At 32.1% G+C, this 16,405-nt stretch carries 11 protein-coding genes and 5 pseudogenes; 14 read left to right on the forward strand and 2 right to left on the reverse strand.

Annotated elements, in window-relative coordinates; translation table 11 throughout:
- Positions 1-104 precede the first annotated feature (104 nt).
- The 3 genes and pseudogenes from AC0OM3_RS22005 (at position 105) to AC0OM3_RS22015 (ending at position 1,751) form a co-directional block, all read left to right on the forward strand.
- Positions 105-872, forward strand: coding sequence for a DUF3959 family protein (locus AC0OM3_RS22005; protein ID WP_000732212.1), 768 nt, complete (start codon positions 105-107; stop codon positions 870-872).
- A gap of 139 nt (positions 873-1,011) precedes the next feature.
- A pseudogene (locus tag AC0OM3_RS22010) lies at positions 1,012-1,428 on the forward strand (DUF3995 domain-containing protein).
- A 119-nt stretch (positions 1,429-1,547) separates the two neighbouring features.
- A complete protein-coding gene (locus tag AC0OM3_RS22015; protein WP_000878369.1) occupies positions 1,548-1,751 on the forward strand; it encodes a hypothetical protein in 204 nt (67 codons plus the stop codon).
- 328 nt (positions 1,752-2,079) lie between these two features.
- On the opposite strand, the gene AC0OM3_RS22020 is transcribed toward AC0OM3_RS22015, so the two are convergent.
- The gene (locus AC0OM3_RS22020; protein WP_000362072.1) at positions 2,080-2,292 is read right to left on the reverse strand and encodes a hypothetical protein; all 213 of its coding nucleotides are present in this window, start codon (positions 2,290-2,292) and stop codon (positions 2,080-2,082) included.
- Positions 2,293-2,501: 209 nt separating this feature from the next.
- On the opposite strand from AC0OM3_RS22020, the gene AC0OM3_RS22025 reads away from it, so the two are divergent.
- The 6 genes and pseudogenes from AC0OM3_RS22025 to AC0OM3_RS22050 all read left to right on the forward strand — a co-directional run bounded on the left by AC0OM3_RS22025 (position 2,502) and on the right by AC0OM3_RS22050 (position 7,844).
- A complete protein-coding gene (locus tag AC0OM3_RS22025) occupies positions 2,502-3,506 on the forward strand; it encodes a DUF1835 domain-containing protein (RefSeq protein ID WP_000565702.1) in 1,005 nt (334 codons plus the stop codon).
- A 145-nt stretch (positions 3,507-3,651) separates the two neighbouring features.
- Positions 3,652-4,056 (forward strand): hypothetical protein, encoded by a 405-nt coding sequence (locus AC0OM3_RS22030; protein ID WP_000282694.1) that lies wholly within the window; start codon positions 3,652-3,654, stop codon positions 4,054-4,056.
- 160 nt (positions 4,057-4,216) lie between these two features.
- Positions 4,217-5,452: a cytochrome P450 gene (gene cypA / locus AC0OM3_RS22035; RefSeq protein WP_000062091.1), complete on the forward strand. Its 1,236-nt coding sequence runs from the start codon at positions 4,217-4,219 to the stop codon at positions 5,450-5,452.
- Positions 5,453-5,719: 267 nt separating this feature from the next.
- Positions 5,720-7,003, forward strand: a complete 1,284-nt coding sequence (locus tag AC0OM3_RS22040) for an MFS transporter (RefSeq protein ID WP_000106397.1) — start codon at positions 5,720-5,722, stop codon at positions 7,001-7,003.
- Positions 6,993-7,618, forward strand: a pseudogene (locus AC0OM3_RS22045) (Vat family streptogramin A O-acetyltransferase). The gene AC0OM3_RS22040 and the pseudogene AC0OM3_RS22045 overlap by 11 nt, the downstream one beginning before the upstream one ends.
- Positions 7,619-7,688: 70 nt before the next feature.
- Positions 7,689-7,844 carry a DUF1540 domain-containing protein gene (locus tag AC0OM3_RS22050; protein WP_000046095.1) on the forward strand — a complete coding sequence of 52 codons (156 nt, stop codon included), beginning with the start codon at positions 7,689-7,691 and terminating at the stop codon, positions 7,842-7,844.
- Between the two features lie 102 nt (positions 7,845-7,946).
- Here AC0OM3_RS22050 and AC0OM3_RS22055 read toward each other — a convergent pair whose 3' ends face one another.
- Positions 7,947-8,444, reverse strand: coding sequence for a PadR family transcriptional regulator (locus AC0OM3_RS22055; RefSeq protein ID WP_474213064.1), 498 nt, complete (start codon positions 8,442-8,444; stop codon positions 7,947-7,949).
- 140 nt (positions 8,445-8,584) lie between these two features.
- On the opposite strand from AC0OM3_RS22055, the pseudogene AC0OM3_RS22060 reads away from it, so the two are divergent.
- The 5 genes and pseudogenes from AC0OM3_RS22060 to AC0OM3_RS22080 all read left to right on the forward strand — a co-directional run bounded on the left by AC0OM3_RS22060 (position 8,585) and on the right by AC0OM3_RS22080 (position 16,107).
- Positions 8,585-9,802: pseudogene (locus AC0OM3_RS22060) on the forward strand (cytochrome P450).
- A 109-nt stretch (positions 9,803-9,911) separates the two neighbouring features.
- A pseudogene (locus tag AC0OM3_RS22065) lies at positions 9,912-10,496 on the forward strand (cysteine dioxygenase family protein).
- A 175-nt stretch (positions 10,497-10,671) separates the two neighbouring features.
- Positions 10,672-11,525 (forward strand): annotated as a pseudogene (locus AC0OM3_RS22070) (HAD family hydrolase).
- Between the two features lie 433 nt (positions 11,526-11,958).
- Complete coding sequence (locus AC0OM3_RS22075) at positions 11,959-13,746, forward strand: ATP-binding protein (protein ID WP_474213066.1); 1,788 nt, start codon at positions 11,959-11,961, stop codon at positions 13,744-13,746.
- A gap of 234 nt (positions 13,747-13,980) precedes the next feature.
- Positions 13,981-16,107 (forward strand): peptidoglycan D,D-transpeptidase FtsI family protein, encoded by a 2,127-nt coding sequence (locus AC0OM3_RS22080; protein WP_000743782.1) that lies wholly within the window; start codon positions 13,981-13,983, stop codon positions 16,105-16,107.
- Positions 16,108-16,405 lie beyond the last annotated feature (298 nt).

Below are 16,405 nucleotides of genomic sequence, written 5' to 3' on the forward strand. Positions count from 1 at the left end.
TTTATGTGCAGACAGGATTAATATGTTTTTTAGAAATACAAAAACTATATCATATGGAAAAACGATTTTTATTAATTGAAAAAATTTGAAAGGAATGGGGAATTGTGAAGAAATTAGATGTGCTCTTAATGCTATTGAGCGTCCTCTTTCCAATTGCAGGACTTATAAAGCAAATCCCTCTAGAACAATCTATATATATTGGAGGACTTTTATTTTTTACTAGTTTCGGTAGTTATTTTGCTAAAAAGATGTATTCACGTATATGTAGCTGGATAGCGTATGCGCCATTTATAACATTACTGTTAGTTATTTGGCATCAGGATATTTCAACAAGCTCAATCATAGCAAATGCGAAAATTGCAGCATGTGTCGCGTTAATACCATGTTTATTCCGTTTTCGTACATATGGACTTACTTTGGGCTTATTCTCATTATGGGCCGCTTTACTATGGGATATAAAAGAAGTACAGTCGTTAGTCATACTTGAACGCATAACGAGTTTAATGACAAGCCATTATGTATATATATTACTATTAATTGGAGGACTTGTAATAGGAGGATTACTTGCGATGTTCATTCACCGCAAAGAGAAAGATAATAATAAAGAAAATATAAATCTACTTGGACCAAAAAAGAAACGCAAAAGATTATCATTTAAGATTCGTCTTCCAAGATTACCGAAATTAAAGATGAAACTATTTAAGTTTGGTGGGAAAGAATCCAAAAGTAAAATGCCAGAAAAGATAAATGAGCATAAGTACGAAGGACCAGTTGCAACATATGAAATGACAGAGCAAATAGATCCATACAAAGAAAATGCAGTTCAAGGTCAAACAAGGATGGAACGCCGAAGAAATAGGTATAATGCATAATGAAGTTTAATAACCCCGTAATGACTTATCTTAATATTGATAAATCATTACGGTTTTTTTATGTAATGAAATGAAAGTTGCTATTGCGGAGAGGAATAGCATATTTTATAGATAGGAACTAAAATAAGGGGAGGATAAAATGCTTATCATTACATATATATCTGCTTGTATATTATTCTTAGTTAGCTTTTTACATGTATATTGGGCTTTCGGAGGTAATTGGGGGACAAATAGTGTTATTCCAACTAAATCAGGGGAAAAGGCGTTTACACCTCGCGCCGGAATGACAATGTTCATTGCATTATTATTAAGTATGATAGCAATAATTTTGTTGCAACAAGCAAAAATTGTTCATTTTGCAGTTCCTAATTTTATTATTCAAGTCGGTTCCTAGATTTGTATGATCATCTTTTCTATTAGAGTAATTGGTGAGTTTAATTATTTTGGTATCTTTAAACGACAAAAAAATACGCACTTTGCTAGAATGGATACCTGTTTATATATTCCACTTTGTGCATTGTTATCTTTATCTTTCTTATTAGCAATAACTTTGTGAGTAAATAATAGTAGTTTCTTTTCTCAAAATACATGTAAACGTGAGAAATCTAAGAGTAAATAAAAGGATGTAAGCGCCTTCTTGTCGAAATGTAAATTATTATGAAAGGCGGTGACACTATGAAGTATGTAAAAGTTAGTATGAATGGTGGAAGTGAACACAAATTCTCAATGACTTTAGATCGGTTTGAAGAACTTATTACTACAGAGAATGGGATATTAGAAAATAAATTAGTATGTATTGAAAATGTAATGATTAATCCTACTAATATATCTTCTGTAGTTGAAAAAATTGGTGTACCGGCTAAGTTTATGGAAGCTTAAAATCGTTAGATAAAAAACATCCATTGAGGATGTTTTTTAATTTATAAATATGAAATTGTACAGTGAATATTTGAGTAGATTTTTTAGTAATGACTATGCATATATTAAGTACCTGAACATGGTGCTTAATACATGCACGAAATAATAAGTATAAGCATATATTATGTAGTAGGACAAGATCTTTGTGTCCTACTTAATACTCAGAAAAAACCTCTAATCACATAAGAGCATCCAATTGCAGGGTGCTCTTATTTTTTATAAAAATCTACTACGAGCCTTATTTTATAGTAGGATGCAATAATAAAAGGCTATTTTGAAATATTGTTCTTTAGCCTTTAATTTTAAATTTATCTTTAACGTTAATAAATATTAAAAATAATATGATAGCAGAAATTAAGTTAGATAAGTAGAAATTTTGATGAAACAATAGTTCAAAGATGACATCGAAAGTAACGAATAAAGCAATAGTAGGTAGTATGCAAATAAATATAAATCTCCAATTTTTTAAGTAATGTTTATAATTTGTAAGTACTTTATCCATAAATATAGCTCCTATATTTTTGTTTTTATATAATTATACATTTAGATACAAGGATTTTCAAAGTAAAAATATTTAGCAATTCAAAAATATAAGGAGAGCTTTTGTTGAAAATCCAGATTGCTGTAGCAATGTGAATTTGACTTTAAAGAACTATACTAAAATGATACACTATAATCTACGTTATTTTTGAAATGAATAGAGGGATTTGTGTGATAGATAAAATTAAAAATGCTGTAGGGGATATGTACGAAGATGAGGCTAAAGATTTACTTCAAAGTATTCTCATACAGTTAAACTTATTAGAAGAAAACTATAGTGAAGATACAATTAAAAATTTGATGGATATTCCGAAACAATTAACGAGTAATCCTACTTATAAAAGGAATGTAATAGAAAGTACGCACGTACATATTGCTTTTGATGATTCAACGGCTGGTTGCTTAAAATATATGTTAAGCCAAGAAGAGTTATATGAAGAGAGTGTTGTTGCTTTTTCTGAATTCTTTTCAATTGGACCGATATATAAGTTGCATACGAATGAGGGGCAACTAGCAAGACAGAAGTGGTTAATAAATAATTTAACTGCTTATGATAGTTATTTTGAAGAAGAATATTTATCAAGATTTATAGCAACTATAGAAGAACTACATACTATTCCTGTTGAAACGCCTATTACAATTTGGAAGGCTGATAATGCACATGAACATGTAGGCCTAAGTTTTGTAATAGCACAATTAAAGAATAAGAAAAACATTCGAGTTGTTAATACGTCTGAAGCAAGTAGAGAAATATTAAAACAAGAGTATGATATTCGTGGAACGGGAGAATTACCACCTGAAAGTTTAGCTTTATTCCAAAAAAGTTTTATAAAGTTACCTTATTTAACTGAAGAGAAGCGAATGAAGTTTGAACATGAGTGGGATAGATTATCGGAAAGCATAGAATGTTTAAGAGTGTGGAAAGAAAATGAAGTGCATTCTGTACAAGAAGATTATTTTGATCAATTTATAATTGAATGCGCGAAAAGTGTGGGTGCTGATCGAGAGTTCCTCAAAGCTCCTAGAGTAATTGGTGAAGCACTTGGTCTTGTTGAACAATTGGTTGGAGATACTTTCTTAGAATATCGCTTGAAACAATTAATTAAACAAGAAGTATTTGAATTTGAAGGTACGTTAGATGAAATGCGTTTTTATAGTGTGAAGTTAAGGAAATAATAAACACATTCTATTTTTGAAAGGCTCGTATTTTTAATAATACGAGCTTTTTAAGTTGAATTTGGGCTATACATAAGCTTCCCAGCGAGGGCATATCACATATGAATGGTAAAGGTAATGAATGAAAAGAAGGTGATTTGTTAATATGTATAATCAACAAAATTATCCATATGATCAAGCGATGTATTACAATACACAAAACTACGGGTATGAACCTACAAATGAAGTGAGAGATATTGAACAAGAAGATTACAGACCAGATGATGCGGAAGATGCTCCAACGTCACCACCACCGTCACAAGCGCCGTCGTTACCGTCTACATTTGCTTCTCCAGCACAACCAGGTAATATGAAATCATGGATGTGTAACTGTCTAGGAAGATGGGGCTATTTACGCTTACATCGTCCTGGTCCTTTCGGAAGGGATTTATGGTTCTTCCCGACTGAAGTGAGAAGAAATGGAGTGTCAGGTTACACGTGGCAAGGTGGTCGTCGTCGTAAAGTAAGTTATCGCTATCAACAAATTAGTAATTTTATGTGCTTCGCATAAAGAGAAGTGAGAGAGTGAAACGATTTTACTCTCTCACTTTTTTATTTTTCAATATACGAAGTAAGATTTTGATTAAAAATTTACAATTTTCACGTTTTTATTAGAGTATAATGCATATGTTGGGTTGGTTTTCAAAAACAAATGAGAGTGAGGGAATACAATGTCAATGAAAAACAAAGTTGGACTAAAAATAGAGGATGGCATTAATTTAGCTTCAGCTCAATTTAAAGAAGATGCGTATGAAATTTATAAAGAATCTAGAAAAATGCAACCTATCTTATTTGTGAATAAAACTGAACTAGGAGCGGAATGGCTTGTCACAAGATATGAAGATGCCTTGCCGCTTTTAAAAGACAGTCGCTTAAAAAAAGATCCAGCCAATATATTTCCTCAAGATGCATTGAATGTGTTTCTTACGGTTGACAATAGTGATTATTTAACTACTCATATGTTAAATTCAGATCCACCTAACCATAATCGTCTACGATCACTCGTACAAAAAGCTTTTACACCGAAGATGATCACGCAATTGGAAGGAAGAATACAGGATATTGCAGATGGTTTGTTAAATGAAGTCGAGCGAAAGGGTTCATTAAATCTTGTTGATGATTATTCGTTCCCTTTACCTATCATTGTAATAAGTGAAATGCTCGGTATTCCAAAAGAAGATCAAGCGAAATTTAGAATTTGGTCTCATGCTGTCATTGCTTACCCAGAAACACCAGAAGAAATAAGAGAAACTGAAAAGCAACTATCTGAGTTTATTACATATCTTCATTATTTAGTTGATATTAAAAGAAAAGAGCCAAAAGAAGACTTGGTGAGTGCTTTAATACTTGCAGAGAGTGAAGGGCATAAACTTAGCGCTCGGGAACTATATTCAATGATAATGCTATTAATTGTAGCAGGACACGAGACGACAGTGAATTTAATTACAAATACGGTATTAGCACTTCTTGAAAATCCAAATCAATTACAGTTATTAAAAGAAAACCCAAAATTAATTGATGCTGCTATTGAGGAAGGATTACGATATTATTCTCCAGTTGAGGTTACAACTTCAAGATGGGCAGCGGAGCCATTTCAAATTCACGACCGAACAATCGAAAAAGGAGATATGGTTGTCATTGCCTTAGCTTCTGCAAACCGTGATGAAACTGTATTTGAAAACCCAGAAGTATTCGAGATTACTCGGGAAAATAATCGTCATATTGCCTTTGGTCATGGTAGTCATTTCTGCTTAGGCGCCCCACTTGCTAGGTTGGAAGCAAAGATTGCTATTACTACTTTGTTTAATCGAATGCCTGAACTACAAATAAAAGGGAATCGTGAAGAAATTAAATGGCAAGGTAACTATTTAATGCGTTCTTTAGAGGAATTACCTTTAACTTTCTAGAATAGTTAAAAGGAGACATGCATACATCGAAAATGATTTACATAGAGTATGTATGTATTATTTAAATTCGAAACGGAAGGGTGAAGACATCCCGATGATCAACTAATTCTATTTATAAGAGATCTTCGTTAAAAAACGAAATATTCTTCTGAATAGGGTTAGTCTGTACATTTATAGAAAAGGGATGTATTTCGCTCTGCGAATATATAGTCTTTTTATATGATTTGTGCTGCCTCCTGTTCAGAACATGAAATAGGAGGCTTTTTTATGTCGACAAATGTAGTAACGAAACAAAACAATGGGGTATCACAAGTATTAAAAAATCGGTTTGTTCAAGGGATTTTAGCATCAGCATTATTTTTACAAATAGGAATATGGGTTCGAAACTTTGCGGTATTACTATATGTAATGGAAATGACAAAAGGTGATGCTTTTGCTATTTCGATGATTTCAGTTGCTGAATTCGCTCCAATTTTTATTTTTTCATTTATTGGCGGTACTTTTGCTGATAGGTGGAAGCCAAAGAAGACGATGATATGGTGTGAAACGTTAAGTTCCATTTCAGTATTCGCTGTATTAATTACGCTTATGTTTGGAACGTGGAAAATTGTGTTTTTTGTGACACTCATCTCTGCAATCCTTTCACAGTTTTCACAACCATCTGGAATGAAGTTGTTTAAACAACATTTATCAACGGAACAAATTCAATTAGCAATGTCTATATATCAAACGATATTTGCAATATTTATGGTATTAGGACCAATCCTAGGGACATTTATCTTTCATAGTTTTGGAATTTATATTTCAATCATCATAACAGGTATCTCGTTTTTACTTGCGGCAGTTGTATTGTTATTTCTTCCAAAAGATCTTGAAAACGACGTAGAAAAGAAAGATATCACTCTGTTGCAGGAGATGAAGGATGGTATTAAGTATGTCAAAAAGAAAAAAGCATTAACTTTGCTAGGGCTTTGTTTTATGGCTGCAGGACTAGGTATAGGATTAATTCAGCCATTAGGTATATTTATTGTGACTGAGCAGTTAGGGTTATCAAAAGAGAGTTTACAGTGGCTATTAACAGTAAATGGTGCAGGGATGATTGTTGGCGGAGCATTAGCGATGGTATTTGCGAAAAACGTTGCTCCGCAAAAGATGTTAATTATCGGTATGCTTGGTCAAGCAATTGGTATTGGCATTATAGGATATTCTACAAATTTATGGGTGACACTTACAGCGCAGCTTTTTAGTGGTTTAGCTCTTCCTTGTATCCAAATTGGTATTAATACGCTTATTATTCAAAATAGCGATACTGATTTTATAGGTCGTGTAAATGGTATTTTAAGTCCGCTTTTTACTGGTTCAATGGTGGTAACGATGAGTATTGCCGGTTCTTTAAAAGAGATGTTTTCATTAAGTATGATGTATGAAGGGACGGCTTTACTTTTTATAATTGGATTATTGTTTATTTTACCTATATACAATTTAAAGCCAGTAATAGTGGTGGAAAGTGAAATAAGTGGTAAAGGAAGTGCTGTACAAAATGAATCCTAATCCAAATGTTAAATACCCTATTGAAGGGAATCAAAACGTTCAATTTATAAAAAATACAATAACAAAACCTAATATACTTGTTGGTGACTATTCTTATTATGATACGAAAGATGGAGAAACATTTGAAGATCGAGTATTACATCATTATGAATTTCTAGGGGATTGCCTTACAATTGGAAAATTTTGTAGTGTTGCATCTGGAATTAACTTTATTATGAACGGAGCGAATCATCGAATGGATGGATTCAGCATATCCATTTAATATATTTGGAAATGGGTGGGAGAAGTATACACCTAGTTTGTCTGATTTACCTTATAAAGGTGATACAGTTATAGGAAATGACGTTTGGATTGGTATGGATACAACAATTATGCCCGGAATAAAAATAGGGGATGGTGCAATCATTGCAGCTAAATCTGTTGTGACTAGAGACGTTGCACCATATACAATTGTTGGTGGAAACCCTGCAAATAAAAGAGAGATTTTCAAATGAAATAATCCAAGAATTATTGCAAATTCAATGGTGGCATTTTGACATTGAAAAAATAACTGAAAATATTGATGCTATTGTCCGAGGAGATATTGAACCATTAAGAAAGCTAAAAAGGGAATAAAAAATGAATGACAAATAGTATCATACCTCCGAATTTTGTTAATGATAATAGAACAAGGAGGTGTGATACTATGGCACAAGACGTTTTATGTGAAGTAAACAACTGTAAATTTTGGGCAAACGGTAATAAATGTAGTGCAGAGGCAATTTACGTAGTAAGTCATAAAGGTAAACATGCATCTACAACGGAAGAAACAGATTGCAAAACATTTGATCCAGAAGTGTAATTTCTTTAAGGGTAGCCAAATCGTGGTTGCCCTTTTATTAATCATAGTATTGATAATAAATATCATTTTCATTCATTGTTTTTAACTTTTCTTGTTATTTTTTCATATTTTTTTCATAAGTGATGTAATCCAACTCAATTCATGTTCAATTCGTGATTTACTAAATTCAATGACTTCAGTAATAAAAGATGAGGTGACATCTAGAGTCTGAATAGCAGTAAGCTGATTATGTAGTACGTTTTGACGTACAGTCAAAATCTCTTTTCTATCCTCATAGTCAAGTTTTTCAAATAGCGCAATACGAACTAGAAATTCTGTATTGTTTGTCGCAAGTTTTTCAGGAAACTCTCGTAACATTTCAGAAAAAATTTCTTCTCCTGTTTCTGTTATATCGTACATATTTCGGTTTGGTTTTCCGGCTTGTTTATGTATTTTTTTCGTTATAGCACCCATATTTTCAAAGCGCCGAAGGGCAGGGTAAAGCATGTTGTGATTTAATTCAAAATTCTCACCTAAACGATTTTGAACATTTTTTTTGATTTCATATCCATGTTTTGGTCCTGTCGTTAATTCAGCTAGCAGTAAAATGTCAACGTACATAAAACTCCCCCTTATATATTTCTCAAGTTTTCTAATGAAAACTCTCCTTTTGTATATGTTAAAATAACATATGATAGTTTATACAACTTTGAACTGCCGACCTATCACTTTTATTGTAAAAGAAAAGGGAGGAAAGAACTATGGCTTCACCTGAAAATGTTATTTTAGTTCATGAAATTTCAAAGCTGAAAACAAAAGAAGAGTTATGGAATCCATATGAATGGTATCGTTTGATGAGGGATAATCACCCAGTTCATTATGATGAAGAGCAGGATGTATGGAATGTTTTTTTATACGATGATGTAAATCGTGTTTTATCAGATTATCGCTTATTTTCAAGTAGAAGGGAGCGCAGACAATTCTCAATTCCTCCTTTAGAAACTAGAATAAATATAAACTCTACAGATCCACCAGAACATCGCAATGTACGTTCCATTGTTTCTAAGGCATTTACTCCAAGAAGTCTAGGACAGTGGAAACCTCGAATACCGGCTATCGCAGATGAACTTGTACAACATATCGAAAAATGTAGTGAAGTTAATATCGTTGAACAGTTTGCTGCACCTTTACCTGTTACCGTTATTTCTGATTTATTAGGAGTCCCAACAACAGATCGTAAAAAAATTAAAGAATGGTCTGATATTTTATTTATGCCGTATAGTAAAGAAAAGTTTAATGATATGGATGCCGAGAAAGGGATAGCATTAAATGAATTCAAAGCATACCTTCTACCGATTGTTCAGGAAAAGAGATATCATTTAACCGATGATATCATATCTGATTTAATTCGAGCTGAATATGAAGGCGAAAGATTAACCGATGAGGAAATTGTAACCTTTTCATTAGGTTTACTAGCGGCTGGGAATGAAACCACTACAAATTTAATTATTAATAGCTTTTATTGCTTTTTAGTCAGACTTCACCTGGAATTTATGAAAAGTTAAGAAAAGAACCTAACTAATTTCAAAAGCGATTGAGGAAGTATTTACGCTCTCGCTTTCCTGTTCTCATTGGCCCGGAGGATTACAGAGGATACAAATATATTTGGTCCTTTAATGAAAAAGGATCAGATGATTATTGCGTGGGTTAGTGCAGCGAATTTAGATGAGAAAAAATTTTCACAAGCCTCTCAATTTAATGTACATCGAACAGGAAATGAAAAACATTTAACCTTTGGGAAAGGTCCTCACTTTTGCTTAGGAGCACCACTTGCACGTTTAGAAGCTGAGATTGCATTAACTACCTTTATAAATGCTTTTGAAAAAATAGAGCTATCTCCATCTTTCTGTTTAGAAACATGTATATTAGAAAATGAACAAACATTAAAATACTTACCTATTCGATTGAAAGCCAAATAAAAATCATAACAAGGTGCATACATTTGCATCTTGTTTTTTTGTTTCTCAATTGTGAGTTTTCGGAAATTACCTTAATATGGAATTATATAAAGCGTAGAGGAGGATTCTTATGTTGACTTGTAATGGAAGTAAATCATTTCAAAAGTTTATTAAAGGTGTTACAGATCTTATGGAAAACAGTTTATTTGAAGAAGAAATAGTGTGTGGCATTGAAAAATTATTAGAAGAACTTTTAGAAGAAAACATAGGGCTTCCGTTCGAATAAACAGAAGGCCAATTTGACTCAATATGCACGACATTTATTGTATGAAGATCCGCTCAAACGTTTTGAAGTACTAGCTCTCGTATGGAAAGATGGACAATCTACACCTTTACATGATCATGACGGCACATGGGGAGTAGAAGGCGTATTTTCAGAAAGGATAATGGTTGAAGAACTTTTATACAAACGAAACAACTTGGAAATTCACTTGTTTATTTAACACATACAGGAAATCTTTATTTGGGAGAAGGAGAAGCTCATAAAGTAATTCCACCAGCGGATTGTTCCATATTCTTGAAATCAGCAAAAAATGAAAGCGTTATTACGATTCATGTCTATGGAAAACGGTTACAAAAGTTTAAAGTATATATCCCAACTGAAGAAAAAAATGTGTACATGTGTGAGACAAAATACATTAGTTATAATTCATAGTTTAAAATCCGAAGCTTTTTTAAAAAGAAAAGCTTTGGATTTTTTTTTTTATTATTTCTTGACCTGAAACGCTTTTCATAAATTATAAATAAGAAGTACCTCACGAGGGTTGTATGAAAACGATACCTAATAATTAATTAAAACTCGTGTATTTATAGAAAGTGGTGAAGAAATAATGAAATTAATCGCAATTGATTTAGATGGAACTCTATCTTTCGGGGAATAAAATGATAAGATAAAGAAAATGCAGAAGCAATTCGAACATGTCAAGAAGCTGGTCATGTTGTAGCAATTTGTACAGGACGTTCTATTGTTGACATTGAGCGATTATTGTTAGAAGTTGATTTAGAGTGTCCAATCATTGCGGAAAATGGCGCCCTTATATATAAAGATAAAAAAATGATGAAGAGATATCCAATTCAAAATATGCAGGCACTTGAAATTGTAGAATATCTTGAAGAGAATGGTTTATATTATCAGCTTTATACTGATAAAGGTGTGTATGTGCCGGATTATGGAGTAGAGAGTGTACGTAATGAAATTGAGTATGTGAAGAATTCAAAAGAAAATTTCGACTTGAAAGAGTTAGAAACAATCGCAGCATTATATCTTGAGCATACAGCGTTTCATAGTGCGGAAAGTTGTAAACCAATTGTAGAAACAGATATATATGTGCATAAACTATTACCATTTTCTTATGATATTGAGAAATTAAAAAAACTAAAAGAAACATTTCTTCATAATACAGATTTAGCAATTACATCTTCATATTGGCACAATTTAGAGATTAATCATCGAGATGCTCAAAAAGGGAATGGATTATATACTTTAGCAGAACATCTTAATATTTCGGTTGAAAACACTGTAGCGATAGGTGATGGGCTAAACGATGTTTCTATGATGGAAAAAGCAAACATATCAATTGCAATGGGGAATGCAGTTGAAGAAATAAAAGCAATGTGCAAATACGAAACGTTATCAAATGAAGAACATGGTGTGGCACATGCTTTATATAAATATGTAATGTAATTAAAAAAGAAAAAAGAATCCAAATGGATTCTTTTTTCTTTTTATTAGGGGTAAGGTATTCTATGAGATTCATAGAAGCCTTATTACATTTTATTATATAGAATATATTGGAATAAATGTTTATATTTTTCATAAAAATTGTGAATATTTTATGAACTTTATATTTATTGCATGTTTATACCGCTATTAGTGACACGTATGACTCTCAAGTGAAAATTCAGTGAATGTAAGGAGGAATTCAAGTTACCTAGACAATAAGTGAGGAATCAACGAAATATATACTAATTAAAGGTATATTCAGTATATATATTCTTTTCTTATTTTAATTGAAAAATAAAATTTGTTCGAATAATTATTCTACAGCTATATACCTACACTAGCTTTCTTCGTATAATGGAGAAGTATGAATTTTACATATTGAGGTGAAAAAGGAATGAATTCGCGGCTAATGGAACTTATTGATGTGAGTACAATAGAAACCATGGCAGAACAATTTTATAAATTAACTAACATATCACATCAACTTCTTGATGCTGAAAAAGAGTGTGTTTTTTCATTCGGAATGAATGAGATAAAAAAGAGTAAACTTCCAAAGATTGAAATCCCCATTTTCTTATACAATCAACATTTAGGATCTTTTGTTGTATGGTCCAAAAAAAGTGAAATTTTCAGTTGTCAAAAATACTTTGAAATGCTCTCGAATTTAATTTTAGATGGTGCAATAAAAATATTTCAAAGTAAAAATACAACGTTGCTTTCTCGGAAAGAGGAGGAACTACATACGATTTTACAAAACATGCCTGTTATGGTCGATGCGCTTGATTATAATGGAGATTTTGTTTTGTGGAATCGAGAATGTGAAATTGTAACCGGTTATACCGCTGAAGAAATAATTGGAAATCCCAATGCACTGCAATTATTGTATCCTAATCATAATTATCGCCATCAAATACAAAAGAAATTTTTAACTTGTGGAAAAAATTTCAGAGATTGGGAAATGCACTTAACATGTAAAAATGGTGAAATCAAAACAATAATGTGGTCGAATATATCAGAACAGTTTCCTGTAACAGGATATAGTTATTGGGCTGTTGGTGTAAATATTACCCATTTAAAAGCGATAGAAGAGCAGTTAAAACAACAAACATCTGAACTGGAATTAATTTTTAAAGCTTTACCGGATTTATGTTTCTTAACAGAAGATGATGGTACAATCATAGATTACAAGGCAGGATCTCCTACAAAGTTTTACGTACCCGCAGAAGCTTTTATGGGAAAAAAGTTTTACGAAGTATTACCATCTTCAGTAGCACAGCAGTTTCAGGAAGCCATTAATCAAGTGAAGGAAAAAGGAACGAATGTAATTGTAGAATATCCACTCACACTTAATGGAAGTATTGATTTCTTTGAAGCGAGGTGCTTACCATTATTACATGATAAAATTATGATTATTGTACGCGACATTACAGAGCGAAAAAAGACAGAAGAATTGTTAAACAAATCAGATACACTTGCAGCAATTGGTCAATTAGCAGCTGGCGTGGCTCATGAAGTAAGAAATCCTTTAACTGTAATCAAAGGTTTTATACAGTTATTCCAAATTAATAAAGAAGATCAAGAAAGATATTTTGATCTTATGCTTTCTGAAATTGAAAGGATAGAAGCAATCCTACAAGAATTTCTATCAATTGCTAAAACAGATGAGATAAATACAGAAAAGAAAAATATTTATCAAATTTTTAAAAATGTCGTATCGTTAATGAATACAAAAGCAATTATGACAAATATTCAAGTTGAACTATTTACGGATGACAAAGATATAATTATTGAATGCTCAGAAAATCAATTGAAACAAGTATTTATTAATATTTTGCAAAATTCAATCGAAGCTATGCCAAATGGTGGGGAAATTTCAATTCACATAAAAGAAATAAATGATGATGGTGTCATCATTCATGTAATAGATGAAGGAATAGGAATACCTGAAGAAAGAATTAAGAGATTAGGTGAACCTTTTTATAGTACGAAAGAAAAAGGGACTGGTATTGGATTAATGTTAAGTTATAAAATTATTGAAAGTCATCAAGGGACAATTAGTATCATGAGCGAGGTTGGTGTCGGGACAACAGTAACTATTCACTTACCGAAAGTACTAAGTAAACAATCTCTTTCTAATTGTGACGACAAATGTATAACGATACCCACTAGTAGTAATTCTTAAATGAATTAATACCCAATAACAAAGCGATTAGTGAAAACTAAGCTTTTTGTTATTGGGTATTTTTTATATTTAATTTAGTAAACTTTACCTTTTCTTTACCTTTGTTTTAATTTCTATTAAGTTTTAAACATTATATTAATATTTGTACAAAGCAATGTATAGAAATTGTACATTACTTTTAATATAGAAATGTGATTATTATTTGGAATATTGTAAGGAGGAGATTATGACAAGGTGAAAAAGCAAGAGAAGAAAAGTGGGAGAGTAGTACCTCTCCGGTTAAATATTTTATTCCTTTGTGTATTTTTATTATTTTCTGGCATTATTATTCAGTTAGGGAAAGTACAAATTTTTGATGGAGAAACATATAAAAATGAAGTAGAGAAGAGAGAAAATACAACCGTGGGTCTTTCTGTACCACGTGGGAAAATATTTGATCGTGAAGGAAATCCAGTAGTTGATAATAAGTCTTTACGTACAATTACATATACAAAGGTGAAAGGTGTAAAACAAGAAGAAATATTAAAATCAGCAAGACAACTTGCAGATATTATTGAAATGCCACAAGAAGATATAGATAAGTTAACGGAGACTGATAAGAAAGACTTTTGGATGCAATTAAATCCAGAACTTACTCAAGACTTAGTATCAAAAAAAGAAATAGATAAGTTCCGAGATAAGGATATTACCGGAAAAGAGCTAGACAAAAAAATAGAAGATTTAAAAAGGAAGCGCGTTACAGATAAAAATCTTCAAGAATTAACGGCTAAAGATATAGAAGTGTTAGCTATTAAAAGCAAAATGAACTCAGGTTTTCAAATGGCACCTCAAATTATTAAAAAGAACGTTAGTGAACAGGAATATGCGGTGATTAGTGAAAATTTAGCGAACCTTCCAGGGGTAGATGCATCAGTTGATTGGGAGAGAATCTATGTAAATGATGGGTTATTCCGTTCTGTCCTTGGTAACGTTTCAAATGCTGATGAAGGATTGCCACGTGAAAGATTAGATTATTATTTAGTGCGTGATTATAGCCGAAATGATAGGGTCGGCAAAAGTTATATAGAACAGCAATACGAAGATGTACTTCATGGTACAAAAAAAGAAGTAAGAAGCATTGCTGATAAACAAGGAAATACTATTAGAACGGAAACTGTTACTGAAGGGAAAAGCGGTAAAAATTTAACTTTAACAATAGATATGGAATTGCAAAAAAAAGTAGAGGAGAGTATAGAAAAAATATTAAAACAATATAAAGGATCAGAATCAATGTTAGACCGTGCTTTCGTAGTGATGATGAATCCAAAAAATGGCCAAGTATTATCAATGGCTGGGAAAAAGCTTGTAGAAAAAGACGGGAAAATGGAAGTAGAAGATTATGCTTTAGGCACGCTGACTAGTTCTTATGAGCTTGGATCAACGGTTAAAGGTGCGACAGTGTTAACAGGGTTTGAAACAAATGCAATAACTCCTGGAACACATTTTTATGATGCACCTATGAAGTTTAAAGGAACTAAGGAGAAGAAGTCTTGGAAAAATTTTGGTGATATAGACGATCTAAGAGCGTTACAAGTTTCTTCAAACGTTTATATGTTTAATATAGCATTAAAAATTGCTGGCGTGGATTATGTGAAAAATAGTTCACTAGATATTAAACAAGAATATTTTGATAAAATGAGGTATTATTTCAGGCAATTTGGACTAGGCGTACAAACTGGTATTGATTTACCAAATGAAACTGCAGGACAAATTGGAAGAAAAGATAATCAGCCTGGTTTCTTATTAGATTATTCTATTGGACAATATGATACGTATACACCACTTCAGCTTGCACAATATATTTCCACTATCGCAAATGGAGGGTATCGAATGAAACCACAAATTGTTCAAGAGATTAGAGAACAAACCGTTCAAAAAGATGAGGTTGGTAAAGTAGTACAATCAATAGAACCCGTTGTTTTAAATAGAATTGATATGAAACAAGAATATATTAATCAAGTAAAAGAAGGATTTAGAAAAGTATTTCAAGAAGGAGATGGAACGGGAGTAAGAGCGTTCCAAAAAGCACCATATAAACCAGCTGGTAAAACAGGGACCGCACAAACTGTATATGGTGGAGAAAATGATATTGGGCGAAATGAGAAAGGCGACCGTAGAGAATGTTATAATTTAACATTAGCTGGATATGCGCCATATGATGATCCAGAAGTAGCATTTTCTGTTGTAGTACCGTGGGTTAAAAATGATAAATCAGGCATTAACTCCGATATTGGAAAAGAAGTTTTAGATGCTTATTTTGATTTGAAAAATAAGCGATTAACTGGTGAAGCGCCAAAAACAGATGACTCTAAAGAGAATTAAAATGGACGAAACGTCTCTAGCATTCATGTGAACTAGAGGCGTTTTTATCTGGGAATAGATTAGAAATGAGGTATATATGAAGCTGTTTATTCTAAAATATTGGAGGAACATAGGTAGCTACATCATAATAATAATTGAGATTATATTTATTAATAACTCTTTTTTTATTTTAATGAGCTAAAATAATTCTATTAACGATTCACGTTTTGTAAAATAAATCATATATTGATAGCATAGGACAAGCAGAAAAGCTTGTTCTAACCTCACAGAACACTCCTTATCACGGTTAGGCATCTAC

It is taken from the genome of Bacillus sp. FAU20 (assembly GCF_056033865.1).

What these genes read in the sequence shown, in the direction of transcription:
- cypA (WP_000062091.1), top strand. Translation starts at nt 4,217, where the DNA reads ATGTCAATGAAAAACAAAGTTGGACTAAAAATAGAGGATGGCATTAAT.
- AC0OM3_RS22015 (WP_000878369.1), top strand. Translation starts at nt 1,548, where the DNA reads ATGAAGTATGTAAAAGTTAGTATGAATGGTGGAAGTGAACACAAATTC.
- AC0OM3_RS22075 (WP_474213066.1), top strand. Translation starts at nt 11,959, where the DNA reads ATGAATTCGCGGCTAATGGAACTTATTGATGTGAGTACAATAGAAACC.
- AC0OM3_RS22040 (WP_000106397.1), top strand. Translation starts at nt 5,720, where the DNA reads ATGTCGACAAATGTAGTAACGAAACAAAACAATGGGGTATCACAAGTA.
- AC0OM3_RS22050 (WP_000046095.1), top strand. Translation starts at nt 7,689, where the DNA reads ATGGCACAAGACGTTTTATGTGAAGTAAACAACTGTAAATTTTGGGCA.
- AC0OM3_RS22030 (WP_000282694.1), top strand. Translation starts at nt 3,652, where the DNA reads ATGTATAATCAACAAAATTATCCATATGATCAAGCGATGTATTACAAT.
- AC0OM3_RS22020 (WP_000362072.1), bottom strand. Translation starts at nt 2,292, where the DNA reads ATGGATAAAGTACTTACAAATTATAAACATTACTTAAAAAATTGGAGA.
- AC0OM3_RS22055 (WP_474213064.1), bottom strand. Translation starts at nt 8,444, where the DNA reads ATGTACGTTGACATTTTACTGCTAGCTGAATTAACGACAGGACCAAAA.